The sequence below is a fragment of the Flavimaribacter sediminis genome, assembly GCF_019492055.1.
Taxonomy (GTDB): domain Bacteria; phylum Pseudomonadota; class Alphaproteobacteria; order Rhizobiales; family Rhizobiaceae; genus Flavimaribacter; species Flavimaribacter sediminis.
On the sequence record NZ_JAICBX010000007.1, the window covers coordinates 29,780 to 55,513 of the forward strand.

A 25,734-nucleotide genomic window follows, 5' to 3' on the forward strand; every position below is an offset into this window, starting at 1 on the left:
GAACCGGGGATCATTGCCGTAAACGCAGCGCTCCGGGCAGAATTTCGAATTCGGCCCTGAGGTGCCCGGGCGATTCGCCGTCGATATCGATCGCCACCCGGTCCGGGCTTTCGGAAACGGTTTCGGCTACCAAACGACGCCCGCTGAAAAAGGCGATGCTTGGATGTGTCGTATGAGCGCCGCGATAGACCAGCGGCAATTGGCCAATCAGCTGCAGTTTCGGCGTCTTCTTCAGCACCATGATTTCGAATGCGCCGCTGTCCAGCCGCGCATTCGGAGCGACATGCATGCCGCCGCCGAAATAGCGTCCGTTCGCCACCACGGTCAGGGATTGATCAATTACGAAGGATGGCCGGTTGTCGATCGACATCCGTATAGCAAATGGTCGATGCCGCCATACCGTAGTTATCGTCGCAAGGAAGTAGGCAAGCGTTCCAGGCAGGACATTCGCCGATGACGTGGCGTTGACGGCGCGACAGACCTCTCCGGACAGGCCGAAACCGGCGGCGTTGATGAAAAGCCGGCTCGCCTGGTCGCCAGTTTCACTGATGAAGGTGATTTTTCCAAGATCAATCGGTCTGACATCGCTCTCGGCGATGCGCAGCACCGGATCAGGCGATGGCTGTCCGAGGCTTCGGACGAAATCGCAGCCGGTGCCGCCGGCCAGCGCAGCAAAGGCGCAGCACTCCGGCATAATACCGTTTGCATCGGGAAATCCGTTTACAGCCTCGCCGAAAGTACCGTCGCCGCCCACGGCGATGACCAGCGTCGCGCCGCGCTCGATTGCAGCGCGGACGAGGCGCGTTGCATCGCCTGCAGCACTGGTCATGGCGTGGTCAAAGGTTCCAAGCGTTTTGTGGATGCGGTCAGACAGAGCGTGCCATCGCCGTCCTGTGCGCCCGTTGCCTGCATGCGGATTTACGACAACGAATATGCTCATGCCGTAACAAACGCCGACGCGCTGGAATCAGCTTTCCGGCTGATCGACGCCGTCCGGCGCGCTCTCAAGAAGCTTGCCCCAGTTGGTGCGCTCTTCCATCTGCGCTCGGGTCTTGTCGTTGACGAAACCCTTCACGTTGGGCGGAATCCAGCCGCCGGCGATGCCCTTGTAGATGGCGATAAGGTTGGTCAGCACATCCGCGCGGGCGCTCACGAGACGCGATTCGGAGGTGAATATCTGTCGCTGCGCATCCAGCACGCGGTCATAGCCAGCCGTGCCGTCGCGATACTGGTCAAGCACGCGCGCCTCCGCATCCTTTGCGGCCTTGACGCTGCGATAAAGATAGACTGTCTGCTGCTTTGCCTTGAAGAAGGCGGTGATCGACGTTTCCACCTCCGCATAGGCTTTCAGCACGGTGTTTTGATAATCGAGCAGCAGTTCCTGGAACTTGGCGTCCTGGGCGCGAACATTGTTGCGGATACGCCCATAGTTCAGGAAATTCCAGGTAAAGCCGGGATTGATGAAGGCGTCGAAGCTGTTTTTGGTGAAGAGCGTCGCGACATCCTTGGAATTCACGGCTATCGCGCCGCTGATCGTGAAGGCCGGATACAGGTCGGCCTGTGCCACGCCGATTTGCGCCGATTGCGCCGCCGCCCGGTATTCTGCGGCGCGGATATCGGGCCGGCGTCGCAACATATCGGCGGGAACGCCGACAGCAACCTGGGCCGGAATGATCGGCATACGCGCGTATCGCTTCTCCATGCGCGGCTTGATCTTGCCGGGTGTCTCGCCCAGGAGAACGCTCATGGCGTTGTAGGCTTCGGCCAGCTCGCCCTCAAGTTCCGGTATGATCGACAAAGTGTCATTGTATCGGGCGGTCGCCTCGTCGATATCGAGCTCGGTGGTCGTGCCGTTTTCGAATTTCAGTTTGGCGATATCCAGGCTCTTCTTCTGCAGGGCCGCATTGTTTCTCGCCACGGAAATAAGCGCCTGCAATTCCCGAATGGTGACATAGGTCACGGCAATATCGCCGGTCAGCGTCACCAGAACATCATCGTAGCTTGCGATCTTGGCGGCCAGGTTCGCCTTGGCCGACTGCACGTCGCGGCGAATCTTGCCCCAGATGTCGATTTCCCAACCGGCGTCGAAACCCACCTGATAACGCGTGAAATTGGTGTTGAGGTCGACGAAGCGCTCGGCTTCCTGCACGAAAGGATCATTCTTGCTGATCGACAGGTATTTGCCGTCGGCGAAGCCCTGCTGTTGCTGCGGAAACAGTTCGCCGCGCGCAATGCCGAGCTGGGCGCGCGCCTGGTAGACGCGGGCGCCGGCCGCCTCGAGCTGCAGGTTCTGTTGGTAGGCCTCGTTGACGAAGGCGTCGAGCGTCGGATCCTTGAACAGGGTCCACCAGTCCGCCACTGCCTCGCTGCGGGAGGTAAAGCCGGTTTTGCTGTTGACCTGGAGCCCGCTGGCGCCTTGAGTCCAGGTATCGAGATAGGGCGCCTCCGGACGGACGAAGTCCGGCCCGACCATGCAGCCGCCGAGAAGCAGCGTAGCCGTGAAGATGACGGGAACACAGAATTGTCGGGTCATTCACGCAACCCTCAAAGGAAGTCCATCGGGAACAGGAAGTTCGACCAGCTGTAGAGCCGGATGTTAATGCGTCTCAGAAATGCAAAATTCTGGCCGCCTCCGGTATAGATCGCAACGGCGCCGTGGGTGCCCGCTGGAAGCCGCTTCATGTTTGGATCGTCGATATTGATCTGAACCGCAAACCGGCCCTGCAGGCTCGGAAAGCGGAAGGTCGGAACGTTGCCGCTAGGCTTGATCTGGCCCTGGCCGGTGCCCCACCAGACATCCACGACCTTGCCCTTGAAGATTTCGCCGGGATAGATGTCGAGCGCGACTTCAACATCCTGGCCCGGTTCGACGAATTTCAGGTGCTCCTGGTAGAAGCTGGCGAGAATATATGGGTCATCATCGGCGATCAGAACGGAAATCGCCCCGAAGCGCAGCGCGCCGACAACCAGCCCGGGCCGCGCCTGCTGGCTGATGATCACGCCGTCTTCCGGCGCTTTCATCGTCGTCTGATCGAGATAGTACTTCGCTTCGTCGAGCTGCGCCTGGGCCGCGACAACCTGCGCATTGACCCCGTTCACCTGTGCGTCGATTGCGATCTGCGCCTTCTTCACGTTGGCGTTGGCTTCAGCGACCGCGGCGTTGGCGCTCGCCAGATCCGCCGTCCACTTGTCGAGCGATTCCTGTCGGGCGCCGCCCTTCGGCACCAGATTGCTGTAGCGGTCGAACTGCTGCTGCGCATAGGTCTGTTGTGCCTCGGCCTGGCTGAGCTCCTGTTCGGCAAGGTCAAGGTCTTCCTGGAGCGCTTGGGCGTTCTGCGTGGCGCCGGCGAGATTGGCTTCGGCTTCCCGGACTTTCGCCTGATAGACGGATGTGTCGAACTGATAAAGCGGATCGCCCTTTTTGACGGCCTGGTTGTTTTCGACGAACACCTCTTTCAGGAGGGTCGGTCCCTGCAGGCGCGGAACGAGCTGGATCGTGGGGCGGATGATATGCGCGTCCATGGAGAATGGCTGGTAGAAGCGTAAAGCGATGATGAAAATCAGCAGCATGTGCACGCCGACCCAGAAGCCGACGACGCCCCAGACAATATTGAACTTGAGCCATCTGAACCGGAAAAAGACCAGCCAGACGAAGACGACATAGATGAGGACGAGACCGAGAGCGATAAACATGGATTATGCTTTCTCTTCGGCTTGGACCGCAGGTTCACTCGCCACTGTTTCACCCGTCGCGCTGGTATCGGCCGGCGGCGGCGTCAGGCCAGGCGGGTTCGGCGCGTCGACCTCTCCCGGCGCGCCTTCTTTTGGCATCTTGCGCACGTCAACGGTGATGGAATCGTGGATCGCCCAGATCAGCGCGTGAATGTAGGGAAATATGGTGAACAGCCCGATCCAGCCGACATATTTCACGGCTTCCGCGTGCGGGTGGTTCCGCCTTTGGGCGATCTTTCCGGGCAATCCGCCGATCTGGATCAGGATATAGAAGAACGCAACGATGCCGATGACGCCGAAGAAAAGGGTCCAGAGGTCAAACCGGTCAATCGGAAAATCGACGAGGGCATACTTGTCGCCGTCCATCGAGACGCCCTTTCTACTCAAACAAACCAAACTCAACTGTCGTGACCATAGACTCCGCCGAGTTAACATATTGCAACCGCGGGAGAAGAATGACGCGATTATGACGGAGCAGGATGTATGTTGGCGTGATCGGACAGAGATGTATTTGGGAAATTATTGCCTGATAAGTTCAAGTGCGTGGCGCGCAATGATGATTTCTTCGTCCGTCTGAATAACGAACAGGCCGACGCTGGACTGGTCGGTTGAGATGACCGCATCTCCAGAGCGATTGCGCCGGGCGTCGAATTCGACGCCCATCCATTCGAACCCTTCACACACGGACTTTCGGATTCGCCAGGCGTTTTCGCCGATGCCGCCGCAGAAGATGACGGCGTCCAGCCCGCCCAGCATTGCGGCGAGGGCGCCCAGTTCGATCCGAATGCGGCCGGTGAAATAATCGATCGCGCGATCGGCTTCCGGCGTCGCAGCGGCCTCCAGGGTCCTGAGATCGTTGGAAAGGCCGGAAAGGCCCTTCAGCCCGCTATCGTGATAGAGCATGTCCTCTATCGCATGGGCGCTCATTCCCTTCTCCTGCATGAGGTACAGGACCACGCCCGGATCGAGCTGTCCGCAACGGGTGCCCATGGGAAGGCCGTCGAGAGCCGTGAAGCCCATCGTCGATCCGATGCTGCGGCCGTTGTCGATTGCGCACATCGAGGCGCCGTTGCCGAGATGGCAGGCGACGACCCTTCCCGATGCATGCGCCGGAGAAATTTCACGCAGGCGGCCGCTCACATATTCATATGACAGTCCGTGGAAGCCGTAACGACGCACCCCTTCCTCGTAGTAGCGATAGGGCAGCGCGAAGGCGTCGTTGATCCAGGGTTGATCGCGATGAAACGCTGTGTCGAAGCAGCCGACCTGAACGGCGTCGGGAAAGGCTTCCGCCGCCGCATCGACGCCGGCGAGGTTGTTTGGCTGATGCAATGGCGCGAGCGGGATCAGCGCGCGCAATTTCACCATGGTTTCCTTGTCGAGCACGACCGGCTGGCTGAATTGCGTCCCGCCATGAACGATCCGATGTCCCACAGAGGCAATACTGATATCTGGAAACTCGGTGCGCAAAAGATCAAGGATCGCCGAAAGCGCGGCGCCATGGTCGCTCACGTTTGCATCCTCAAGATGACGGTCGATGACAGTTTCCGCGCTGCGTTTTGCCGAAATGCGCGGCGCCGTTCCAATGCCGTCGATCTGGCCGCGAAGGACTTCCCGCACGTCGCTGTCGAAAATCGCGAATTTGATTGAGGATGAACCGCAATTCAGCGTTAGAAGATGCAAGGCAGGCTCCCATGGAAATTGCAGATTGCAGAAAGGATCGTGGAGAAACGGACGGGTTGTTAATGTCTGGCCACACCCTATTCGTCAAGCGGCAGGGCGCGTAGGGCCTCATATAGATAATCCATGGTCCTGCGAATGCGTTGGCTGGTGCGCAGTTCGCTGTGCGAGGCAAGCCACAACGGCAGCGAAGGTATATGGATTTCCGGCAGAATGCGGATCAGTTCAGGGCAATTTTTTGCAATACACTGCGCGATGAAGCCAATTCCGGCGCCGCTTTTCACAAGTTCGATATAGGCGATCTGGTGATCAGTGCGAACAGTGAAGTCGTTTCGCTGAGCCTTGAACCCCAGGCGCGTCATGCTGTCGATGATTAAATCGGAGCGATCCATGCCTATTACCCGGTGCGCAAGCAGCGCATCGGAAGATTCCGGGACGCCGTCAAGGCGGGCAAGCTCCCGGTGCATGTAGACGCCCATGCTCATGTCGTTCACTTTGCGTGCAATCACGTCGTTCTGGTCAGGCCTCACCATGCGTATGGCGATGTCGGCGTCGCGACGAAGCAGGTTTTCGACCGTGTTGCTCGGCGCGAGTTCGATTTCAATGTCCGGTTCTTCCTGGGCGAAACCGGCGATGATCGGAGGCAGAATGAAAGTGGCGACCACTTCGCTGGCGGTAATACGTACAGTTCCACCGACATTTTCCACTTTCCCGGCGGCTCGTAGCGCAAAGTGATCGGCGCCGCGGCGCATGTCCCTTGCATCGTTGATCAGGGACAATCCGGCCTCTGTCGGCGTCATGCCATGCCGGCCGCGCGAAAAAAGCGTCAGGCCGACCTCAGCCTCAAGCGCATCGATATGCCGGCCAATTGTTGGCTGGCTGACGCCAAGCCTCTCCGCTGCCTGCGCGAGCGTGCCGTTCTCGGCGACCGCAAGAAAACTACGTATGAGATCCCAATCCAACATCAATACAATAATGAATGGCTATACTTCGTTTATGTCAATTTAAAAGACGAAAATGAAATAATATTTATTGCTTGTTCGCAATCTCATCCGAAAGGAAAACCCGATGACAACAGTCGCGATCCTCGGCGCCAATGGGCGTCTTTCGAACATGACCGCCCGCGCTTTCCAGAACGCCGGTTATCGTGTCCTTGCAGTGACGCGCAATGGCAGGGCGAAGGGACTTCCGGCGGATGTCGAACATCGCGCCGCCGATGCGCTTGACCGTCAGGCGCTGATCCGCGCAACCGCAGGCGCAGACATCATCTTCAATGGTCTCAATCCGCTCTATCCCGATTGGCGTCGAAAAGTCATTCCGATGGGGGAAAACGTCATGGCGGCCGCCCGCGCCCATGGTTCGCAGCACATCTTTGCCGGAAATGTCTACAATTATGGTCGCTCCATACCGGCGACGGTGGTCGACGATACGCCATTTGAGGACTCGACGCGCAAGGGCGCCATCCGCAACAGGCTGGAGGAACTGTTCGCACGCGAGGCGGCTTCCTCGAATGTTCGGACGATTGTGTTGAGAGCCGGCGACTTCTATGGCGGCGGCGTGCCTGGCTCCTGGTTCGACCTGATGCTCGCAGCACGGTTGAGCAAGGGCAAATTCACCTATCCCGGTTCAATGGATCTGGTTCACAGTTGGGCCTATCTGCCCGATCTCGCCCGGGCTTTCGTTGCTTTGGCCGATCGCCGGGACGAGACGTCGCCATACGAAGCATTTCTTTTCCACGGACACGCAATAACCGGCCATGACATGAAGGCGCATATCGAAGCTGCCATCGGCGACGAACTGGCCGTGGCGACCGTGCCCTGGCCGCTATTGCGACTCGGCGGCCTCGTCTCGCCGATGTTGAGAGAAGTGGTCGAGATGAAATATCTCTGGGACAGGCCGCACACGCTTGACGGCGGCAAGCTGGAGATGCTGATCGGCGCCGAGCCGCATACCAGGCCGCAGGCGGCGGTCGCCGCCGCGTTGCGCGATCTCGGACTTCTGCGGACAGGCGGAGGAAGCTATCCGGTGGCCGAAGCAGCGTGACGGTCGAAAGCATTCTGGTCCGGCGGCGGTAGATTCTGCCGCCGGATTGTTGACATCCCGCTCCGAATGGCCCACCTCACCGGTAGAAATCGGGTTTTCGGACAGAAACGATGGATTCCTATTACGCACAGGTTTTCGAACGCCGCCAGTCGACGCGCGTTGACGTCGGCGGCGTGGTGGTTGGCGGACCGAACCCTATCGTCGTCCAGTCAATGACCAATACGGATACGGCGGACGTGGATTCAACGGTCGCGCAGGTCGCCGCTCTCCACAAGGCAGGTTCGGAAATTGTGCGCATCACGGTCGATCGTGATGAAAGCGCCGCCGCGGTGCCGCGCATACGCGACCGTCTGATGCGGCTCGGCGTCGACGTGCCGCTCGTTGGCGACTTTCATTACATTGGACATAAATTGCTCGCCGACCATCCGGCCTGCGCGGAAGCGCTGGCGAAATACCGCATTAATCCGGGAAATGTCGGCTTCAAGGACAAGAAGGACAAGCAATTCGCCGCGATCATCGAAATGGCGATGCGTCACGAAAAACCTGTGCGGATCGGTGTTAACTGGGGCTCGCTCGACCAGGCGCTGCTTACGCGGCTGATGGATGAAAACCAGGAGCGAGGCGGCCCGATGAGCGCGCAGGAGGTCATGCGCGAGGCGGTTGTCCAGTCGGCCCTGCTTTCAGCTGAACTCGCCGAGGAACTGGGGCTCGGGCGCGACCGGATTATCCTGTCCGCCAAGGTCAGCCAGGTTCAGGACCTGATCGCCGTCTACACAGAACTGGCGAAGCGTTCGAACCACGCCCTGCATCTGGGTCTGACAGAGGCCGGCATGGGCACGAAGGGGATCGTCGCTTCGTCAGCGGCGCTCGCCATACTGATGCAGCAGGGCATTGGCGACACGATCCGCATTTCCCTGACCCCGGAACCCGGAGGCGACCGCACCCGCGAGGTGCAAGTGGCCCAGGAGCTTCTGCAGGTCATGGGTTTTCGACAGTTTGTTCCCATCGTCGCGGCATGCCCGGGCTGTGGCCGGACAACCTCGACGGTGTTTCAGGAACTGGCGCAGAAAATACAGGACGATATTCGCCGCAACATGCCGGTCTGGCGGGAGAAATATCCGGGAGTCGAGGCGCTGAACGTCGCGGTGATGGGCTGCATCGTCAACGGGCCAGGTGAATCGAAACACGCCGATATCGGCATTTCTCTTCCCGGCACCGGAGAAACGCCTGCTGCGCCGGTCTTTGTTGATGGAGAAAAGGTCAAGACGTTGCGCGGAGCAAACATTGCGGCGGAGTTTGAGGCAATGGTGGGCGACTATATCGAAAACCGTTTCGGACAAGAGGTGGAAGCCGCCGAGTAGAGCGGTTTCAGCTTTCGCGGCGAGCGATGAAAATGGCTGTCTGTCGCAGGACGTCGGCGCGATCGCCAAAGGACTCAAGCAGGGCGCAAGCCTCCCCCACCAATCCGTCTAGCCGGTTGCGGGCCCAATCCACGCCATTCAAGCCGACCAGCGTGCCCTTGCCGCGCGCGGCGTCCTTGCCGGTCGCTTTGCCCATCTGGCTTGCGTCCGAGGTGACGTCCAGCAGGTCGTCGGCAAGCTGGAAAGCAAGGCCAATGATCTCGCCGAAGCGCTTCAGTCGGTCGCGTTCCTTTTCCGCTGCGTTGCCGACGATAGCGCCGGCCTCGCAGGCGTAACGCAACAGCGCGCCAGTCTTCATCGATTGAAGCCGGATGATTGAGGCTTCATCCGGCGCTGAACTTTCGGCGTCGAGGTCAAGTATCTGCCCTCCCGCCATGCCGCCGATCCCCGCCGCCTGCGCAAGCCCAAGCACCAACGCCGCCTTGCGACCATCGTCCAGCCCGGACTGCGGACGGGCAAGAACATCGAAAGCCAGGGTCAGCAGTGAATCGCCGGCGAGAATTGCTGTCGCCTCGTCAAAGGCGATGTGCACGGTCGGCTTCCCGCGTCTCAAATCGTCGTCATCCATCGCCGGCAGATCATCATGGATCAGCGAATAGCAATGGATGAGCTCGAGCGCCGCACCCGTCGCCAGAGCCGCCTTCATATCGGCGTCGAAGATGCGCGCCGCCTCGATGACCAGGAACGGCCGGATGCGTTTGCCGCCGTTCAGAACTCCGTGGCGCATCGCCGCAAGCAGTTTCGGCGGACGAGTGATCTCCTCCCCGCTGCAATTTGGCGAGAGCAGCCGGTCGAGCACAGCTTCGATCTCGGCGGCCCGCCGGGTCAAAAGCCCGCTGAAACTTTTCGACGCGTCGTTCATGGCCGGCTTATTGACATGGCCGGTGACCGTCGGCAAGCCACAGGACACTCGTATTGACGTGCGGACTGTTATCGCGTCGCAGGATGTGCTTTAGAAAGTTCGGCGCATGCGGTGTTCAGGAAAAGGGCGGCAAAGGCGAAGATGGCGACCAGCAAACCCAGATCCTGGATCCGGAAAGCGGTTCGGTGGATATTTGCTGTCGTCGTCGCCTGGATTGTTCTGGTCGCCGCTCTCGTAGCGCTCTATCGAGCACCCGGCGTTCACCCGGTTTCCACCCTGATGCTGCGCGATATTGTTTTACTACGTGGCTATGACCGCCAATGGGTGAATTTCGAGGATATCTCGCCGGCACTCGTCCAGTCCGTGATGATGTCGGAGGACGGCCAGTTTTGCGCCCATGGCGGCGTGGACTGGGACGCTCTCGATAGCGTCATCGACGACGCCCTCGAAGGCGAACGGACCCGGGGCGCCAGCACGATCGCCATGCAGACAGTGAAGAACCTCTATCTGTGGTCCAGCCGATCCTATATCCGCAAGCTGCTAGAAGTTCCGCTCGCCATGGTGGTCGATGCGGTCTGGTCAAAACGCAGGACCATGGAAATCTACCTCAATATCGCCCAGTGGGGGCCTGACCTTTACGGGATCGGCGCAGCCTCAGAACGGTATTTCGGCGTATCGGCCACGAAATTGTCGCGGCGGCAGGCGGCCTATCTTGCGGTTGCGCTCCCTAATCCAATCGAACGAAATCCGGCTAAGCCGTCGAGCGGCATGAGTCGCCTTGCAGGCATTGTGGAGAAACGGGCCGCGCAATCGGGCGAATATATCAAATGTCTTGATGAGGCCGGTTAATATTAGTGGCTGGTCGGCGCATAGGCCTCGCGATAGAAGAAGCATTCAAGGGCTCTTCGAATACAGGACCGACGATGCAGACAGACACAGCGATCGAAGCGCTGCGCGCCTATGGCGCCTCAGGCAAGTCAGGTCCGCCCCGGCATTTCGGAACCCGTTTCGACAGCAAGGGCAATTTCCTGAATGAACCAGGCAACACCGTTGTCAGCCATGTGACAAACGGTTCTGCGACGCAAGCAGCTCTCGTCGATGTCCGTGCGCGGATGATGGGCCTTCCCTTTGCGCATCACTTCTCGTTCACTCCGGTTTCAAGCCTTCACATGACCCTTGCCCAGGGCGTCATCGAATTCCGGCGCAAGGACAATTTTTGGCCGGAAGGGGTCGATCATGACGCCGATATTGGAGGCATCACGGACCTCTATTGCGATCGCCTGAAGACATTTCCGGATTTCGGCGCATTCCGCACACGGGCGGTGGCGGTGACGCCGCTTGGCGTCACTCTCGCCGGAGCGACCGGGGAGGACGAGTCAACGCTTCGTCGCTGGCGCGACGAACTCTGCAGACCGCTCGGCTTCCGGCATCCGGACCATGACGACTACGTGTTCCACATTACACTCGCCTATCTCATAGACTGGCTGCCCGACGAGGCGCTGCCTGTCTATGCCGGGGCAGTGGCCGACTGCACGGCGTTGTTGCAGGCAAGAGCGCCGACGCTGGAACTCGATGATCCATATTTTTGCAGCTTCGAGGACATGAACCACTTCGAGCCGCTGCTCAATCTCAGGCGCGCAGACAGGTAGACAGGCAATGGTCGATCTTACTCTCTACATCGGTAACAAGAACTATTCGTCCTGGTCCTTCCGACCGTGGATCGCAATGCGTCACTTCGATATCCCGTTTGATGAAGAACTTGTTCCGTTCGACTTTGCAGCGGGCAACCCGGCTTTCGCAGCCTTTTCGCCGACCAACCGGGTGCCGGTGCTCAAGCATGGCGATCTGACTGTCTGGGAGAGTCTCGCTATTCTGGAGTATCTCGCCGATCTCTACCCGGAAAAGCAGATCTGGCCAGCCCGGTCCGACTTGCGCGCGCAGGCGCGCTCCGTCAGCGCTGAAATGCTCGGCGGATTTTCCGCCCTGCGGTCCGAATGTCCGATGAACATGCGTCGCGAGCCCTCCGTTCTCGATATATCAGAGGCCGCCAAGCGCGACGTGGGGCGTATCGAGCGGATTTGGCGCGAGTGTATTGAAACCCATGGCGGACCCTATCTTTTCGGCGATTTCTCGATAGCGGACGCCATGTATGCGCCGGTGGTCAACCGCTTGGCAATCTATATGCTCGCGAGCGATCCGGTGGCCTGCGAATACATGAAAACAATAAAGGCGCTCCCGGCCTGGCGGGAATGGGAACTGGCCGGCAGGCAAGAGCACTGGATCATTGAAGAGGACGAGGTCTGAGACCATTCGAAGAGATTCGTCAGGGCGCTTAAAAAAATGTGCGGTAATGCTGGTCAAACGATGAAATCCGCTGTATAAGCCCGCCCAATTTCCGAGATTGACATGCGCTCGATCCGGCCGCGTCGGCTGGAACCGGCGCTTTGATCCATGAGTGGAGTAGTAATATGGCTGTACCAAAGAGAAAAGTGACCCGCTCGAAGCGTGGCAATCGCCGCTCGACCGACGCTCTGGAAGCTCCGACTTATGTCGAGGACCAGACCTCAGGTGAATTGCGCCGTCCGCATCATATCGATCTGAAGACCGGCATGTATCGCGGTCGTCAGGTTCTGAAGGTCAAGGAAGACGCCTGACGCGGGCGTTAATCGTTGTTGAAAATGGCCGGCCGCGCGCCGGCCTTTTTGTTGTTGGTCAAACCGGTTGGAACGTCTGGCCGCAATTCTGACACGGAATTTATCCTTCATATTCGGAACAAATACTACTTACATGAGTAGTATTCGGGTGTCATGAAGCAGGTTCCCAGATGATTGCAACTATTCCACTGATGATCATTCCGCTGATCGCCTACAACGCCATCCTGTTCGCGCCCGTGCTTGGACAGGATTTCGGGGCGCTCACGTCGACGATGTTCAGCCTGGAAATGCTGTCCGGCGCTGTCTGGACCATGGACCTCTCGGCGATGCTGATCGCCGCAGCGCTTGTCCTGTTATTTGTAGAAATATTGAAGGCGACCCGGACCGGCTCCTGGTCGCTTGTCGATCACCTGCTGTCGACGCTCGTTTTCATCGCGTTTCTTGTCGAATTCCTCACCGTCAGACAGGCTGCGACCGGAACCTTCTTTCTACTCACCGCAATCGCGCTGATTGACCTGGTGGCCGGGTTCTCGGTCGCGATCCGGTCCGCCGGCCGCGATGTCGCAATCGGCTTGTGAACAGTTCAGTTCGCCAGCGCCGTTTCTGCGAGCCGAACCCAGTATGATACGCCGTAGCTGATCGCCTCGTCGTTGAAATCATATTCCGGGTGATGCAGATTCGCCGAGTCGCCATTGCCAACGAAGATGAAGGCGCCCGGACGCGCCTCCAGCATGAAGGAAAAATCTTCTCCGCCCATCGTCGGTTCGGTCTCCGTATCCACCCGGTTCGGTCCTGTGATCTGCTCGGCGACGGCGATCGAAAAATCGGTCTGTTCGTCATGATTGTAGGTCACGGGATAGCCGCGGTGGAAGTGTATCGACGCCGAGGCGTCGTGTGACGCGGCGATCCCGGTCGCGATTTGCTTGAGGCGATCCTCGGCCATCTTGCGGACATCGGCGGACAGGGTCCGGATGGTGCCGCCAAGTTCTACTTCGGTGGGGATTACGTTATGTGTCGTGCCGCCCTGGAATTTCGTCACCGAAACGACGACGGAGTCGATTGGGTTCGTGTTTCTCGAGGCGATCAGCTGCAGGCTTGAGACGATCTGTGCCCCGATTGCGATTGGATCAACCCCCTGATGCGGCATTGCGGCGTGGCCGCCGCGCCCCTTGAGCTTGATTGTAAATTCGTCGGTCGCAGCCATGATGGGGCCCTTGCAGATCGCAAATTCACCAACCGCAAGCCCCGGCAAATTGTGCATGCCGTAAACTTCGGCGATGCCAAAGCGCTCCATCATGCCGTCATTGACCATTTCGCGACCGCCAGCGCCGCCTTCTTCCGCCGGTTGGAAAATTACAGCAACGGAACCGCTAAAATTGCGGGTTTCAGCGAGATATTTGGCGGCGCCCAGCAGCATGGCCGTGTGGCCGTCATGGCCGCAGGCGTGCATCTTGCCATCGGTTTCTGAGCTCCAGGGTTTACCCGTGGCTTCAGTGATCGGCAGCGCGTCCATATCAGCGCGCAGGCCGATAACCCGGTCTCCCTCGCCGGATCCCTTGATAATCCCGACCACGCCGGTGCGCCCGATTCCGGTGATGACCTCGTCGCATCCGAACGCCTTCAACTTCTCCGTGACGAAACCCGCAGTCTTGTGGACATCATAAAGCAGTTCAGGTTGCGTATGGAGGTGGCGGCGCCACTGAGAGATTTCTTCCTGCATTTCTGCGGCGCGATTCAATATCGGCATTAATAATAACCTCGTTTTGTAGGTATTGGTTATTTTGCTATATGGCATATATGCCAGCTTGTCGGTACACACAATTCGCATTCTGCGAGAGGTTCGATGTGACGATTTTTCGAAATAGGGCCAATCCGGGTCTATTGTTTATGTTGCTGAGCCTGCTGCTCCTGGCGACAGGACCGGCCCAGGCCGCCGGACCTACGATCGTGGTGGATGTCGAAAGCGGCCGGGTGCTGGAACACAACGACGCTTTCCAGCGGTGGTATCCGGCGTCGCTGACAAAATTGATGACGGCTTATGTCGTGTTTCGGGCGGTGCGCTCCGGTCAGGTCAGCATGGATTCGCTCGTCACGATCAGCGCCAACGCGGCCAAGGCGCCGCCCAGCAAAATGTATTACAAGCCGGGTTCGCAGCTTACCCTCGACAACGCCTTGAAGATCATTCTTGTGAAATCGGCCAATGACGTGTCGGCGGCGATCGCCGAGTCCGTCGCCGGATCGCAGCAGGCCTTTGTCGATCGAATGAACGCCGAAGCCCGTCGTCTTGGCCTCATGGATACGCGCTTCATCAATCCGCACGGTTTGCCGGGAAAGGGCCAAAGCACGACTGCGCGCGACATGGCGGTGCTTGGGATGGCCATACATAACGAGTTTCCGCAATTTGCTCCCTATTTCAACCTGGAGGCGATCTCCACAGGAAAACGGACCTATGAGAATTACAATATTCTCATCGGTCGGTTTCGCGGCGCCAACGGCATGAAAACCGGCTTCATCTGCTCCTCCGGCTTCAATCAGGTTTCGTCTGCGACCCGCAATGGACGCACTGTGGTGTCGGTCGTTCTCGGAGCAAAGGATCAGGAAGAAAGAGCCAGTGAATCGGCTCGGTTGCTGCAAAAGGGGCTGACCGCATCGAAAATCGGCGCTCCAAAGCTGGCTTCCCTGAAACCCTACGGCGCCAACCGGCTTCAAACGGTCGATATCAGACCGCAGATCTGTTCGGCGGAAGCGCGCAAGAACCGCAATCGGGTTACCGATGAGAGCGGCAATCTCAGCGTCACGTCCGCCTATATTCATCCGATGCGCCGACCAGCGCGCGCGGTGTCCGTTGGCCTCGTCGGCAGCGTCAATCCGGCGCTCGCCGGGAGAAGGATTCCGGTGCCGAAGCCCCGGCCAGCCCAGATTGGCCGTGGTGTCGTCGCAATCACGGCAGGCGCCTCCGCTGCGCCTGTATCGACCGGGCAGCCGGCGCCGGGTATGCCGGTGCCCCGGCCGAAGCCGCGGCGATAGCGCGGGAGTTCGTGGGCATGGCTCCGTCAACGCCAATACCGGTTTCGATCGTTACAGGATTTCTCGGGAGCGGCAAGACGACGCTCCTCAATCGCCTTCTGAAAGATCCGTCTCTCGTCGACACCGCTGTGATCATCAACGAGTTCGGCGATGTCGGCATCGATCATCTTCTGGTCGAGCAGTCCAATGACGGCGTGATCGAACTCTCGGACGGTTGTCTGTGTTGCACCATTCGCGGCGATCTCGTGGATACGCTGGCTGATCTGATCGATCGTCTTCAGACCGGTCGCATCAGGGCGCTTAGCCGCGTGATAATTGAAACGACGGGGCTCGCCGATCCTGCGCCGGTGCTGCAGGTCATCATGGCGCAGCCCGTGCTTTCGCAGGTCTATCGTCTTGATGGCGTGATCGTCACGGTCGACGCCGTCAGCGGGCCGGCGACGCTTGACAACCACGAAGAAGCAATCAAACAGGTCGCAATGGCCGACAGGATCGTTCTGACCAAAACGGATCTTGTCGATCGGGATTCACCGGAATTCGCACGCTTCACGACACGGTTGATGCAGCTCAACCCGGGCGCGCCACAGGTGTCCGCCCAGGATGGCGAAGGGATCAAGGCGGAGCTGTTCGATTGCGGCCTCTACGATCCGGAGACCAAGACGGCTGATGTCTCCCGATGGCTGAGAGACGCAGCTGTCGAAGAACATCACCATCACCATGGTCATGACGTAAATAGACACGACAGCCGTATCCGCGCCTTCACGCTGCAACATGACCAGCCGATCGATCCGGGCGCCTTTGAAACATTTGTCGATCTGCTTCGATCGGTCCAGGGCGAGCGGTTATTGCGTTTCAAGGCGATTGTGTGTCTTGCGGACAACCCCGACCGACCGCTGGTCGTCCATGGCGTGCAGAGCGTTTTTCATCCGCCCGCGAGACTGGCCGCGTGGCCGGACGAAGATCGCAGAACGCGGCTCGTGATTATTTCCCGCGATATCGATGAAAACTACGTCCGCAGGCTGTTCGACGCCATTCTCGATACGCCTAGCGTTGACACGCCGGATCGCGAAGCTCTTGAAAACAATCCGCTCGCCGTCCCGGGCGTCCGGATGGGCTGATGAGCGCTATCTCTTTTCTACAAGGAAGCGATTGCCGCCCGCAATCGTTGTGGTCTCGACCAGAACGTGACCCGCCTCCTTGCAAAAATGCGGAATGTCGATAACGGCGAGCGGGTCGCTGGTCTCGACCCAGATCCGGTCGCCTGTCTTCAGACCCTGCAGGCGACGACGCGTCTTGAGGACAGGTAGCGGACATTTCAGTCCGCGAAGATCATAGATCTCGGTCGTTGAAGACCGGGTCATTCTCTTTTCCAGACTTTCCACCAGGTCTTTTTGGATTTTGCATCCTGGGGCTGGACGGCCTGCTGGTCTTCGGTGATTTCGGCCGTCTCCCGGGTTTCAGGCAGTTCTGGAGCCGCGCCGGGCGCCGCCGTTAAAGGTTGCTCCGCCTGTGGCGCGTCCGCAGGCGCGACCTCGCCGGTCGGCTGTCTGGCCGCTTCTTCAAGGAGGCCTGCCGTCGCCGGAACGTTACGCGCATTCCGGTTGTTCAGCTCCGGCGTGCTTTGTTCGGGCGTCGCCTGGGCTTCGGGAACGATCGAAACGACTCTCGGTTTCCTCTTTGCCTCCAGCTTGCTGACTTCAGCGGCGAATTCCGTGTTATAATTATCCAGATAGGACGCGTAGGCGAGCCGCAGCGATTGCGGCGCTTCCGACGGTGGGCAAGCCTGCCGGGCGTTGAATTCCTTGCCGTCGTCGGCGACCTGGTTGAACACGTATCTGCGGTCGCAGATGTCAACTTTCGGCGGCATCTTCGTGAGTTCGAAGTGGTCGTAGCCGACTTTGAGCATCTCCCAGAATTCATAGTGATCGTTGCCGCGGTGCCGCGCCATGTTTTCGGCCGTCATGCGGAACGGATAGGCCTGCACCTGGAAGAAAGGCTGTCCGCCACGAAAGGCTTCGCGCGCAAAGGCGTAAATCTCGAGGACCTGTTCGTCGGTCATCGAATAGCATCCGGCGGAAGAACAGGCGCCGTGCACCATAAGATTGCTTCCCGTCCGGCCATGGGAACGATCATAGGTGTTTGGATAACCCATATTGAATGCGAGATAATAGTTCGACTTGGGATTCATCTGGTAAGGACGAATCTCGTAATAGCCCTCGGGCGCCTGCCGGTCGCCTTCCTTGAATTTCGGGCCAAGCTTGCCGGACCATTTGCAGATCTCGTATTCCTTGACCATAGCGTATCGGCCATTGGTCTTGGCTTTCCAGATTTCGAGAACGCCCTCTTCCTTGAAGATGCGCATCATGATCGGCGCGCGAACCCGCTGGTCGTGCGCCTTCATCTTGTTCACCAGCTTGTCCGGGAGAGGGTATTCAGCCTTGTTGTCGACCGACTCCAGCACATCCTGGCAGGCCGTCAGCGCAAGGGACAGACCTATGACTGCGATAATCGTTTTCAGACGACGGGCTTTGGCGAGGTTTGCGACTGGCATTTCCGTCCCGGTTTTCGAAGTAGCCCTCTAGGGGGCCTCACCCTGATCGACCAGAATTATGGCGAATATGGTTCACGAATCTTTACCACATTGCCGAATTTTGTACTGTGGAACGAAAATATAAAGCAAAAACTGTGTCTGTTGAACTCAATTTGATCTGACGGCTGGTAACGAATTGATCGCTATCCGCTGCGGCCGATCGCCAGAAACTTCTGTCGTCTTTCTGCAAGCAACGTATCTGGGTCTTTAGACATCAGTTCCTGCAGCGCCTTGTCGATGGTGTCGCCGGTCGCTGCTATGACAGCCTTGGCGTCCCGATGAGCGCCGCCAACCGGCTCCTTGATAACGCCGTCGACGACGCCGAGCGCCTGCAAATCCTGCGCTGTGATCTTCATGTTGGTCGCCGCGTCTTTTGCGCGGGTGGCGTCTCTCCACAGAATTGAGGCGGCCCCTTCCGGTGAGATTACGCTGTAGATGGCGTGTTCGAGCATGAAAACCCGATTGGCGGTCGCAATGGCGATCGCGCCGCCCGATCCGCCTTCGCCGAGAATAACCGAGATGATCGGAACCTTGACCTTCAGGCACACTTCTGTGGAGCGGGCGATGGCTTCGGCCTGTCCGCGCTCCTCCGCGCCGATGCCCGGATAGGCGCCGGACGTGTCGACCAGCGTGATGACGGGAAGCGAGAACCGGTCAGCAAGTTCCAGGATCCGGACCGCCTTGCGATAGCCTTCCGGTCTGGCGCTGCCGAAATTGTGTCGGATACGGGTTTTCGTATCATGGCCCTTTTCCTGGCCGATGATGGCGACCGCCTGTCCCCGAAAACGTCCGAGCCCGGCCTGGATGGCTTCGTCATTGGCGAATTTGCGGTCGCCGGCCAGTGGCGTGAACTCGTCGAAGAGCGCGGCGGTGTAATCGACAAAATGCGGGCGATCGGAATGACGGGCGACCTGCGTCTTCTGCCAGGGCGTGAGCTTGGAATAGAGTTCGGCCAGCGTATCGCGGGCCTTGATTTCGAGCTTCGCGATTTCCGAAGACGTGTCGATAATTTCGCCGTCTCCCGCGACTTTGCGGAGTTCGCGTATTTTTCCTTCAATATCGGAAAGAGGTTTTTCGAAATCGAGATAATTGTGCATGTCTCTGTTTTTTTCGGATTGCAGGTGAGACGAAATGTGTTTCTTGGCTAAAAGTCAACGCGGCCTAAAGCAAGTAAAAACCGAAAAACCGGTCCAAAATGCTCATTATCCGGTTTTTCTTGCAAGCGGATGGTGGTCCCTGACCAGACTCTGCAACCGCTCCTCCAAAACATGCGTGTAAATCTGCGTCGTTGAAATGTCGGAATGACCGAGCAATTCCTGCACGACGCGCAGATCCGCGCCATTTTCGAGGAGGTGGCTCGCGAATGCGTGGCGGACAACATGCGGTGAGAGCTGTGATGATCGCATTCCACAGCGCGCCGCCAGCGCCTTGAGGTCCCTTGCGAACACCTGGCGGGGCAGATGTCCGTCCACCGATCGTGAGGGAAACAGGAACGCCTGCCGTTGCGGCGGCGTGTCGTTACCGCATAACGTCATGGCGTCCAGATAGGCGGTCATCGCTTGGCGGGCGGTTTCCGACAGCGGCACGAGCCTTTCCTTGCCGCCTTTGCCGCGAACGATCAGGAAGCGCTTTTCTTCCTGCAGAGCAGCCGACAGCGGCAGCGTAACCAGTTCGCTCACCCGCATGCCGGTGGCGTAGAGCAGTTCGAGAAGCAGCCTCAGACGCAGTCTGCCAAGCCTGGTTCGCGCATCCAGCCCCGGGATCTCGCATTCGAGTTGCGCCCTGTCGAGCAGTTGGCTCACTTCCTTCGAGGAGATTGTCTTCGGCAGGCTGCGCGTTTTACGCGGGGCGTCGAGATCGCCGGTCGGGTCATCGCCGCGTAGACCTTCCGAGTAGAGAAAACGGTAGAACTGACGCATGGACGACAATCGTCTCGCCTGGGAGCTTGCGGCAAGGCCGCGGCCGGCGATGTCGGCCAGATAGGCCCGCAGATCCTCGGTGGCCGCCCCTGCCAGACCGCTTTTTCGACCGGTGAGAAATGCGTGCAGATCGACAAGGTCGTTGCGATAGCTGGCGAGCGTGTTCTTTGACGAACCCCGCTCGGCGCTCATCATTTCCAGAAAGGTTTCGAGGTAGGTTCTGCCCGAATCTGACACTTTGCTCCCGCTATTGCTTAGGCCGCTGGAGGCACAGTAGCCGGGACGTGGTTAAGAAGCCGCAAATTGCAGCGCTAATCCGGATTCACCCTGTTGGTCGGAATCCGGATGGTTATTTCCCGCGGTTTCGGCTCGACATAGGTCGTCAGCGCATACATCGACCCGTAGATCAGGCCGGCGACGACGGCGCAAAAAACCACAAGTCGGATCAGTGAAGGCATCGGCGCTTCCGTTTCCTGCATCCCATTCAGGCGATTGCAACATTCGCCCTGGCTCTTTCAACTCTCTTTATGGCCCGAGCCTGTTGGCGATTTCAAGACGGGCTATCGCCCGATACCGTCCCGGTCGGCTGCTTGACGGGGGCTCGAGATTTGTTGATATCGGGACCCATGTTGCACGGTTCGATCCATGAAATCCCGATCTGAAGACAAGTCGTCGGCCCACGCCGAATTGGTGCGCGACCTGCTGGGGAAGCGCGCGCTGGTCTTTGTCGGGCTGATGGGCGCCGGAAAATCCGTTATCGGAAAGATGGTGGCCAACGCCATCGGCGTCCCTTTTATCGATTCCGACAACGAGATCGAAGAAGCCTCGCGCATGCCGATTTCGGACCTGTTTGCATCGTATGGCGAGCCGGAGTTCCGGGCGCTGGAGGGACGGGTGATCAGCCGGCTCCTGAAGGACGGGCCGATTGTCCTGTCGACTGGAGGCGGCGCCTTCATCAACCCGGCCACACGTCAGGAGATCCGGCAAAGGAGCCTGTCGGTCTGGCTGAAGGCCGATCTTGACGTTCTCTGGGAGCGCGTGCGCCGGCGTAGCCACAGGCCATTGTTGCAAACAGAAAATCCCAGACAGACCTTGCGAAATCTTATGGAGCAACGATATCCGATCTATGCTGAAGCCGATCTGGTGGTGAATTCGCGTGATGTCTCAAAGGACGTGATCGTCGGCGAGGTGATAGACGCCGTCCTTCAGACGAAGAAGAGCCATATGGATGCAGCGGGAGTAGCCAATGATAAGTGAGGCGATGGAGGACGCGGATCGGGTCTTGGTTGATCTCGGCAATCGATCGTACGACATCCTGATCGGCGATCGTCTGGTCGATCGCGCCGGCAAGGAGATCGCGGAGCGTTTCCCGGGCGCGCGGGCCGCCATCGTCAGCGACGAGACGGTCGCAAGCCTTTATCTCGAGCAGCTCCGCAACAGTCTCGCGTCCGCCGGCGTTGACAGCGCGGCGATCATCATGCCGCCCGGCGAAAAGACGAAAAGCTTTGAGCATCTGATGACCGTGGTTGACGAGATCCTTGCCGCCCGCCTTGAGCGGCGCGACATCGTGATCGCGCTGGGCGGCGGCGTCATCGGGGATCTGACCGGCTTTGCCGCCGGCGTCGTCCGCCGCGGCATGCATTTTGTTCAGATCCCGACGACGCTGCTGGCGCAGGTGGATTCCTCTGTTGGAGGCAAGACGGGCATCAATTCGGCCCGAGGCAAGAACCTCATTGGCGTGTTCCATCAGCCGGCGCTGGTCCTTGCTGACACGAGCGTTCTCGACACGTTGAGCGCGCGTGAGTTTCGCGCGGGCTATGCTGAAACGGCGAAATACGGCCTTATCGACCAGCCGGAGTTCTTCGCCTGGTTGGAAGGAAACTGGAAGGACGTCTTCGCCGGAGGAGAAGCGCGCAGACGGGCGATCGCAACAAGTTGCCGGGCGAAAGCGGCTGTGGTCGCCGCCGATGAACGGGAATCAGGCGCGCGGGCGCTGCTTAACCTGGGACACACGTTCGGCCATGCGCTGGAAGCCGCTGTTGGGTACGACAGCAGCCGCCTCGTGCATGGCGAAGGCGTGGCGATCGGCATGGTTCTGGCGCATCAGTTCTCGGTGCGGCTCAATCTCGCAAGCGTCGACGACGCAAGACGGGTCGAGGCGCACCTCGCGGATGTCGGACTGCCCACGAGGCTGTCCGACATACCGGGCGACCTGCCGCCGCCGGACCGTCTGCTGGAGCATATTGCACAGGACAAGAAGGTGGAGCGCGGACGCCTGACTTTCATTCTGACCAAAGGTGTAGGACAATCTTTCGTCGCCAAGGACGTCCCGGCTTCCGAGGTTGAGCTGTTCCTGAAGGAGAAATACGGGCAATGATCGGCGAATACTGGCTGATTCTCATTTTCATTCTCGTTCTTGTTGTCGTTTCGGGCTTCTTTTCGGGGTCTGAAACCGCGCTGACCGCTGTTTCCCGGGCCCGAATGCATCAGCTTGACGCCAATGGAGAGGCGAGGGCCGGCATTGTCACGCGTCTGATTGCTCGCCAGGACCGGCTGATCGGCGCGCTGCTGATCGGAAACAATCTCGTCAACATTCTGGCCTCATCGCTTGCAACAAGCCTGTTTCTCACCCTGCTTGGCGACAGCGGCGTGGTTTATGCGACGCTGGCCATGACGGTGCTTTTGGTGATATTCGCCGAAGTGCTTCCGAAAAGCTGGGCGATTTCAACGCCGGATCGTTTCGCCATGGCTGTCGCTCCGGTGATACGCGTGTTTCTCGTCGTTGTCGGCCCTTTGTCGACCGGGGTGAACTGGATCGTGCGCAACCTGCTGGCGGCGCTCGGCGTCGAATTCTCGTCCGACCGCTCCATGTTGTCGGCGCATGAGGAGATACGCGGCGCGGTGGCGTTGCTGCACCAGGAAGGTTCCGTCATCAAGGCGGACCGTGACCGGCTGGGCGGCGTTCTCGATCTCGGCGAGCTCGAAGTGTCGGATATCATGGTGCATCGTACGTCGATGCGCATGATCAATGCCGACGAGCCGCCGGAAGAAGTCGTTCAGCAGATCCTCAAGAGCCCATACACACGCATGCCGGTCTGGCGCGGCGAGAGCGACAATATCATTGGCGTCATCCACGCCAAGGACGTGCTCAGGGCGCTTGCCGGATCAGGCGCCAGCCCCTCCGAAATCGATATCGTCAAGATTGCCCAGAAACCCTGGTTCGTGCCCGACACCACAAATCTGAAAGATCAGCTCAACGCTTTCCTGAGGCGCAAGACCCATTTCGCGATCGTCGTGGACGAGTATGGCGAAGTGGAGGGACTGGTTACGCTCGAAGACATCCTTGAGGAAATCGTCGGCGACATTTCCGACGAGCACGATCTCGACCTGCAGGGCGTGCGCCAGGAAGCGGACGGCTCGGTTGTGGTGGACGGCAATGTGCCTATCCGGGATCTCAACCGGGCGCTCGACTGGGAACTCCCCGACGAGGAGGCCACCACTGTCGCGGGCCTGGTGATTCACGAATCAAAGATCATTCCGGAGGAGCGGCAGGCCTTTACCTATTACGGCAAGCGCTTCATCGTGATGAAGCGGGACAAGAACCGCATCACCCAATTGCGCATCCGCCCGCTCGCAGCCGATTCGGAACGTTGATTGGACCTAACGCCGCGGTGCTTCTCCAGACGCGCGCGGTTCAACGGCGAGCGCATGCACGCCGTCTGCAAGTTCATCGGCAAGGATCTCGTTAACGGCCCTGTGACGGGCCAGTCGCGTCATGCCGTCAAATTTTTCACTGGCGACACGAACCCGGAAGTGGGTTTCGCCGGAGCCGTCGAAGACCTCCTGATGGCCTGCGTGGAGATGACTCTCGTTGATCACTTCAAGCTCGGTCGGCGAAAACGCCGCATGCAGCTTTTTTATAATTCGTGCTTCAATCGTGTCAGATTTGTCTGTCATGAACGGTCAATCCTGCTATGCTATCGCGCCTTCGCACTTGCGAAGTAATGGCCATCGGCGTCAGCAGTTCCGATAATCGCGCGGATTGCTGAAAGTCAATCCTTGTTCATCGATTGTGAGATCACCATAACTGTGACTATGAAGCTGGATTCGAAATATTTTGACAGCATCCGTTCTTCCAAGAAAAAGGGCAAGAAGGGACCGGGCGCCGCAAAGCCCGACACGCCGATTTGCCAGTGGGACGGTTGCGAAAAGAAAGCCGAACACCGTGCGCCGGTCGGTCGTGACGCGGAAGGTCAGTATTTCATGTTTTGCGCCGAACATGTGCGCGAGTACAACAAGGGCTACAATTATTTCTCGGGACTGTCTGACGGCGAGATTGCGCGCTATCAGAAGGAGGCCCTGACCGGCCATCGTCCGACATGGACCATCGGCGTCAACAATACATCGAAAGCGTCGCCGCAACACGCCCAGACCAGATCAGGCAGCGCAGCGTCCTTCGCGAATATGCGCGATCCTTTCAGGTTGTTCGAGGAAGGCAAGGCAGGTCGCAAGCCGCAACCCCGGCAGCGCAAGCTCAAAACTCTGGAAGCCAAGGCTTTCGACACCATGGGTCTGGCCGCCAACGCAACCTCCTCGGACATAAAGTCGCGCTACAAGGAACTCGTCAAACTGCATCACCCGGACGCCAATGGCGGCGATCGCCGCTCGGAAGAGCGTTTTCGGGCTGTGATACAGGCCTACCAATTGTTAAAGCAGTCCGGTTTCTGCTAGACGGTTCCTCAAGAAACCTTTGACTGTCATCAATCAAGCAGAATTGGACGGAGCGACCCCGGCGAGGATCGCGTTGGAGTTACAATGAACAAGATCGACCTGGACATAAACAACCTGCCGGACAGTACGGTGTCGGTGCGTGAACTCTTCGGTATCGACAGCGACTGGAAGGCGCCCGCCTACAGCCAGGGCGACGCCTACGTGCCCGATCTCGATCCGGACTACCTGTTCGACAAGGAAACCACGATGGCGATCCTTGCGGGCTTCGCCCACAATCGCCGCGTGATGATCTCCGGATATCACGGCACCGGAAAGTCGACGCATATCGAGCAGGTCGCCGCCAGGCTCAACTGGCCGTGCGTGCGCGTCAATCTCGACAGCCATGTCAGCCGTATCGACCTGGTCGGCAAGGACGCCATCGTTCTTCAGGACGGTAAGCAGGTCACGGAATTTCGAGACGGCATTCTTCCCTGGGCGTATCAGCACAATATCGCACTCGTCTTCGACGAATATGACGCCGGCCGCCCGGATGTGATGTTCGTTATTCAGCGTGTGCTGGAATCGTCAGGCCGCCTGACGCTTCTCGACCAGAGCCGGGTGATCCGTCCGCACCCGGCCTTCCGCCTGTTCGCGACGGCGAACACGGTCGGTCTCGGCGACACGACGGGCCTCTATCATGGCACGCAGCAGATCAACCAGGCGCAGATGGACCGCTGGTCGATCGTGACGACGCTGAACTATCTGCCGCATGACAACGAGGTCGATATCGTTATCGCCAAGGTGAAGAGCTTTACCACGGAAGAAGGCCGCGAAACCGTCTCCAAGATGGTTCGCGTCGCGGACATGACGCGCGCGGCGTTCATAAACGGCGACCTTTCGACCGTCATGAGCCCCAGGACGGTAATCACCTGGGCCGAAAACGCCGAAATCTTTGGCGACGTCGCCTTCGCCTTCCGCCTGACGTTCCTCAACAAGTGCGACGAGTTGGAGCGCACGCTTGTGGCGGAGCAGTATCAGCGGGCCTTCGGTGAAGAACTGAAGGAAAGCGCCGCCAATATCGTACTCGACAGCTGAA

General features: G+C 59.0%; 28 protein-coding genes. 14 read left to right on the top strand and 14 right to left on the bottom strand.

All coding sequences use genetic code 11. The features are described from left to right. Positions 1–10 precede the first annotated feature (10 nt). The 6 genes from K1W69_RS25445 to K1W69_RS25470 all read right to left on the bottom strand — a co-directional run bounded on the left by K1W69_RS25445 (position 11) and on the right by K1W69_RS25470 (position 6,374). Positions 11–940: a diacylglycerol/lipid kinase family protein gene (locus K1W69_RS25445; protein WP_220231298.1), complete on the bottom strand. Its 930-nt coding sequence runs from the start codon at positions 938–940 to the stop codon at positions 11–13. A gap of 27 nt (positions 941–967) precedes the next feature. Beyond that, complete coding sequence (locus K1W69_RS25450) at positions 968–2,533, bottom strand: efflux transporter outer membrane subunit (protein ID WP_220231299.1); 1,566 nt, start codon at positions 2,531–2,533, stop codon at positions 968–970. 11 nt (positions 2,534–2,544) lie between these two features. After that, complete coding sequence (locus K1W69_RS25455) at positions 2,545–3,693, bottom strand: HlyD family secretion protein (RefSeq protein ID WP_220231300.1); 1,149 nt, start codon at positions 3,691–3,693, stop codon at positions 2,545–2,547. Between the two features lie 3 nt (positions 3,694–3,696). Next, entirely contained in the window at positions 3,697–4,098 is a 402-nt protein-coding gene (locus K1W69_RS25460) for a DUF3302 domain-containing protein (protein ID WP_220231301.1), read from the bottom strand. A gap of 153 nt (positions 4,099–4,251) precedes the next feature. Continuing rightward, entirely contained in the window at positions 4,252–5,415 is a 1,164-nt protein-coding gene (locus tag K1W69_RS25465) for an acetate/propionate family kinase (RefSeq protein ID WP_220231302.1), read from the bottom strand. A 77-nt stretch (positions 5,416–5,492) separates the two neighbouring features. Continuing rightward, positions 5,493–6,374, bottom strand: a complete 882-nt coding sequence (locus K1W69_RS25470) for a LysR family transcriptional regulator (protein ID WP_220231303.1) — start codon at positions 6,372–6,374, stop codon at positions 5,493–5,495. 106 nt (positions 6,375–6,480) lie between these two features. Here K1W69_RS25470 and K1W69_RS25475 point away from each other — a divergent pair, with 106 nt between their 5' ends. Both K1W69_RS25475 and ispG read left to right on the top strand, forming a co-directional pair. Further along, positions 6,481–7,455: an NAD-dependent epimerase/dehydratase family protein gene (locus K1W69_RS25475; protein ID WP_220231304.1), complete on the top strand. Its 975-nt coding sequence runs from the start codon at positions 6,481–6,483 to the stop codon at positions 7,453–7,455. A gap of 110 nt (positions 7,456–7,565) precedes the next feature. Further along, complete coding sequence (ispG, locus tag K1W69_RS25480; RefSeq protein ID WP_220231305.1) at positions 7,566–8,816, top strand: flavodoxin-dependent (E)-4-hydroxy-3-methylbut-2-enyl-diphosphate synthase; 1,251 nt, start codon at positions 7,566–7,568, stop codon at positions 8,814–8,816. Between the two features lie 7 nt (positions 8,817–8,823). On the opposite strand, the gene K1W69_RS25485 is transcribed toward ispG, so the two are convergent. Then, on the bottom strand, positions 8,824–9,738 hold the full coding sequence (locus tag K1W69_RS25485) for a polyprenyl synthetase family protein (RefSeq protein WP_220231306.1): 915 nt from the start codon (positions 9,736–9,738) through the stop codon (positions 8,824–8,826). A gap of 141 nt (positions 9,739–9,879) precedes the next feature. Here K1W69_RS25485 and mtgA point away from each other — a divergent pair, with 141 nt between their 5' ends. The 5 genes from mtgA to K1W69_RS25510 all read left to right on the top strand — a co-directional run bounded on the left by mtgA (position 9,880) and on the right by K1W69_RS25510 (position 12,970). After that, positions 9,880–10,587: a monofunctional biosynthetic peptidoglycan transglycosylase gene (mtgA, locus tag K1W69_RS25490; protein ID WP_220231307.1), complete on the top strand. Its 708-nt coding sequence runs from the start codon at positions 9,880–9,882 to the stop codon at positions 10,585–10,587. A 74-nt stretch (positions 10,588–10,661) separates the two neighbouring features. Next, complete coding sequence (locus tag K1W69_RS25495) at positions 10,662–11,387, top strand: DUF1868 domain-containing protein (RefSeq protein WP_220231308.1); 726 nt, start codon at positions 10,662–10,664, stop codon at positions 11,385–11,387. A 7-nt stretch (positions 11,388–11,394) separates the two neighbouring features. Continuing rightward, the gene (locus K1W69_RS25500; protein ID WP_220231309.1) at positions 11,395–12,042 is read left to right on the top strand and encodes a glutathione S-transferase family protein; all 648 of its coding nucleotides are present in this window, start codon (positions 11,395–11,397) and stop codon (positions 12,040–12,042) included. 164 nt (positions 12,043–12,206) lie between these two features. After that, complete coding sequence (gene rpmF / locus K1W69_RS25505) at positions 12,207–12,392, top strand: 50S ribosomal protein L32 (protein ID WP_220231310.1); 186 nt, start codon at positions 12,207–12,209, stop codon at positions 12,390–12,392. Positions 12,393–12,562: 170 nt separating this feature from the next. After that, positions 12,563–12,970 carry a hypothetical protein gene (locus K1W69_RS25510; protein ID WP_220231311.1) on the top strand — a complete coding sequence of 136 codons (408 nt, stop codon included), beginning with the start codon at positions 12,563–12,565 and terminating at the stop codon, positions 12,968–12,970. Between the two features lie 5 nt (positions 12,971–12,975). Here K1W69_RS25510 and K1W69_RS25515 read toward each other — a convergent pair whose 3' ends face one another. Continuing rightward, positions 12,976–14,139, bottom strand: coding sequence for a M20 aminoacylase family protein (locus K1W69_RS25515; RefSeq protein WP_220231312.1), 1,164 nt, complete (start codon positions 14,137–14,139; stop codon positions 12,976–12,978). A gap of 140 nt (positions 14,140–14,279) precedes the next feature. On the opposite strand from K1W69_RS25515, the gene K1W69_RS25520 reads away from it, so the two are divergent. After that, complete coding sequence (locus tag K1W69_RS25520) at positions 14,280–15,419, top strand: D-alanyl-D-alanine carboxypeptidase family protein (RefSeq protein ID WP_220231313.1); 1,140 nt, start codon at positions 14,280–14,282, stop codon at positions 15,417–15,419. A gap of 17 nt (positions 15,420–15,436) precedes the next feature. Next, positions 15,437–16,537 (top strand): CobW family GTP-binding protein, encoded by a 1,101-nt coding sequence (locus K1W69_RS25525; RefSeq protein WP_220231314.1) that lies wholly within the window; start codon positions 15,437–15,439, stop codon positions 16,535–16,537. Positions 16,538–16,543: 6 nt separating this feature from the next. Here the strand turns inward: K1W69_RS25525 and K1W69_RS25530 are convergent, their stop codons facing one another. From K1W69_RS25530 to K1W69_RS25550, 5 genes are all read right to left on the bottom strand, one after another. Next, complete coding sequence (locus K1W69_RS25530) at positions 16,544–16,780, bottom strand: sulfurtransferase TusA family protein (protein ID WP_220231315.1); 237 nt, start codon at positions 16,778–16,780, stop codon at positions 16,544–16,546. After that, positions 16,777–17,970 (bottom strand): L,D-transpeptidase family protein, encoded by a 1,194-nt coding sequence (locus K1W69_RS25535; RefSeq protein ID WP_220231316.1) that lies wholly within the window; start codon positions 17,968–17,970, stop codon positions 16,777–16,779. Before K1W69_RS25535 ends, K1W69_RS25530 begins: the two co-directional genes overlap by 4 nt. 182 nt (positions 17,971–18,152) lie before the next feature. Further along, on the bottom strand, positions 18,153–19,106 hold the full coding sequence (locus K1W69_RS25540) for an acetyl-CoA carboxylase carboxyltransferase subunit alpha (RefSeq protein WP_220231317.1): 954 nt from the start codon (positions 19,104–19,106) through the stop codon (positions 18,153–18,155). Between the two features lie 105 nt (positions 19,107–19,211). Further along, a complete protein-coding gene (gene xerD / locus K1W69_RS25545; RefSeq protein WP_220231318.1) occupies positions 19,212–20,165 on the bottom strand; it encodes a site-specific tyrosine recombinase XerD in 954 nt (317 codons plus the stop codon). 74 nt (positions 20,166–20,239) lie between these two features. After that, the gene (locus K1W69_RS25550; RefSeq protein ID WP_220231319.1) at positions 20,240–20,386 is read right to left on the bottom strand and encodes a hypothetical protein; all 147 of its coding nucleotides are present in this window, start codon (positions 20,384–20,386) and stop codon (positions 20,240–20,242) included. A 187-nt stretch (positions 20,387–20,573) separates the two neighbouring features. On the opposite strand from K1W69_RS25550, the gene K1W69_RS25555 reads away from it, so the two are divergent. From K1W69_RS25555 to K1W69_RS25565, 3 genes are read left to right on the top strand one after another with little or no spacing between them, the layout of a single operon-like run. After that, positions 20,574–21,185: a shikimate kinase gene (locus tag K1W69_RS25555; RefSeq protein WP_220231320.1), complete on the top strand. Its 612-nt coding sequence runs from the start codon at positions 20,574–20,576 to the stop codon at positions 21,183–21,185. Continuing rightward, positions 21,175–22,305: a 3-dehydroquinate synthase gene (gene aroB / locus K1W69_RS25560; RefSeq protein ID WP_220231321.1), complete on the top strand. Its 1,131-nt coding sequence runs from the start codon at positions 21,175–21,177 to the stop codon at positions 22,303–22,305. Before K1W69_RS25555 ends, aroB begins: the two co-directional genes overlap by 11 nt. Continuing rightward, positions 22,302–23,582 (top strand): HlyC/CorC family transporter, encoded by a 1,281-nt coding sequence (locus tag K1W69_RS25565; protein ID WP_220231322.1) that lies wholly within the window; start codon positions 22,302–22,304, stop codon positions 23,580–23,582. Before aroB ends, K1W69_RS25565 begins: the two co-directional genes overlap by 4 nt. Positions 23,583–23,588: 6 nt before the next feature. On the opposite strand, the gene K1W69_RS25570 is transcribed toward K1W69_RS25565, so the two are convergent. Next, positions 23,589–23,885, bottom strand: a complete 297-nt coding sequence (locus K1W69_RS25570) for a BolA family protein (protein WP_220231323.1) — start codon at positions 23,883–23,885, stop codon at positions 23,589–23,591. A gap of 138 nt (positions 23,886–24,023) precedes the next feature. On the opposite strand from K1W69_RS25570, the gene K1W69_RS25575 reads away from it, so the two are divergent. Both K1W69_RS25575 and cobS read left to right on the top strand, forming a co-directional pair. Next, positions 24,024–24,659 carry a J domain-containing protein gene (locus K1W69_RS25575; protein WP_220231406.1) on the top strand — a complete coding sequence of 212 codons (636 nt, stop codon included), beginning with the start codon at positions 24,024–24,026 and terminating at the stop codon, positions 24,657–24,659. An 84-nt stretch (positions 24,660–24,743) separates the two neighbouring features. Further along, positions 24,744–25,733 (top strand): cobaltochelatase subunit CobS, encoded by a 990-nt coding sequence (cobS, locus tag K1W69_RS25580; RefSeq protein ID WP_220231324.1) that lies wholly within the window; start codon positions 24,744–24,746, stop codon positions 25,731–25,733. Position 25,734 lies beyond the last annotated feature (1 nt).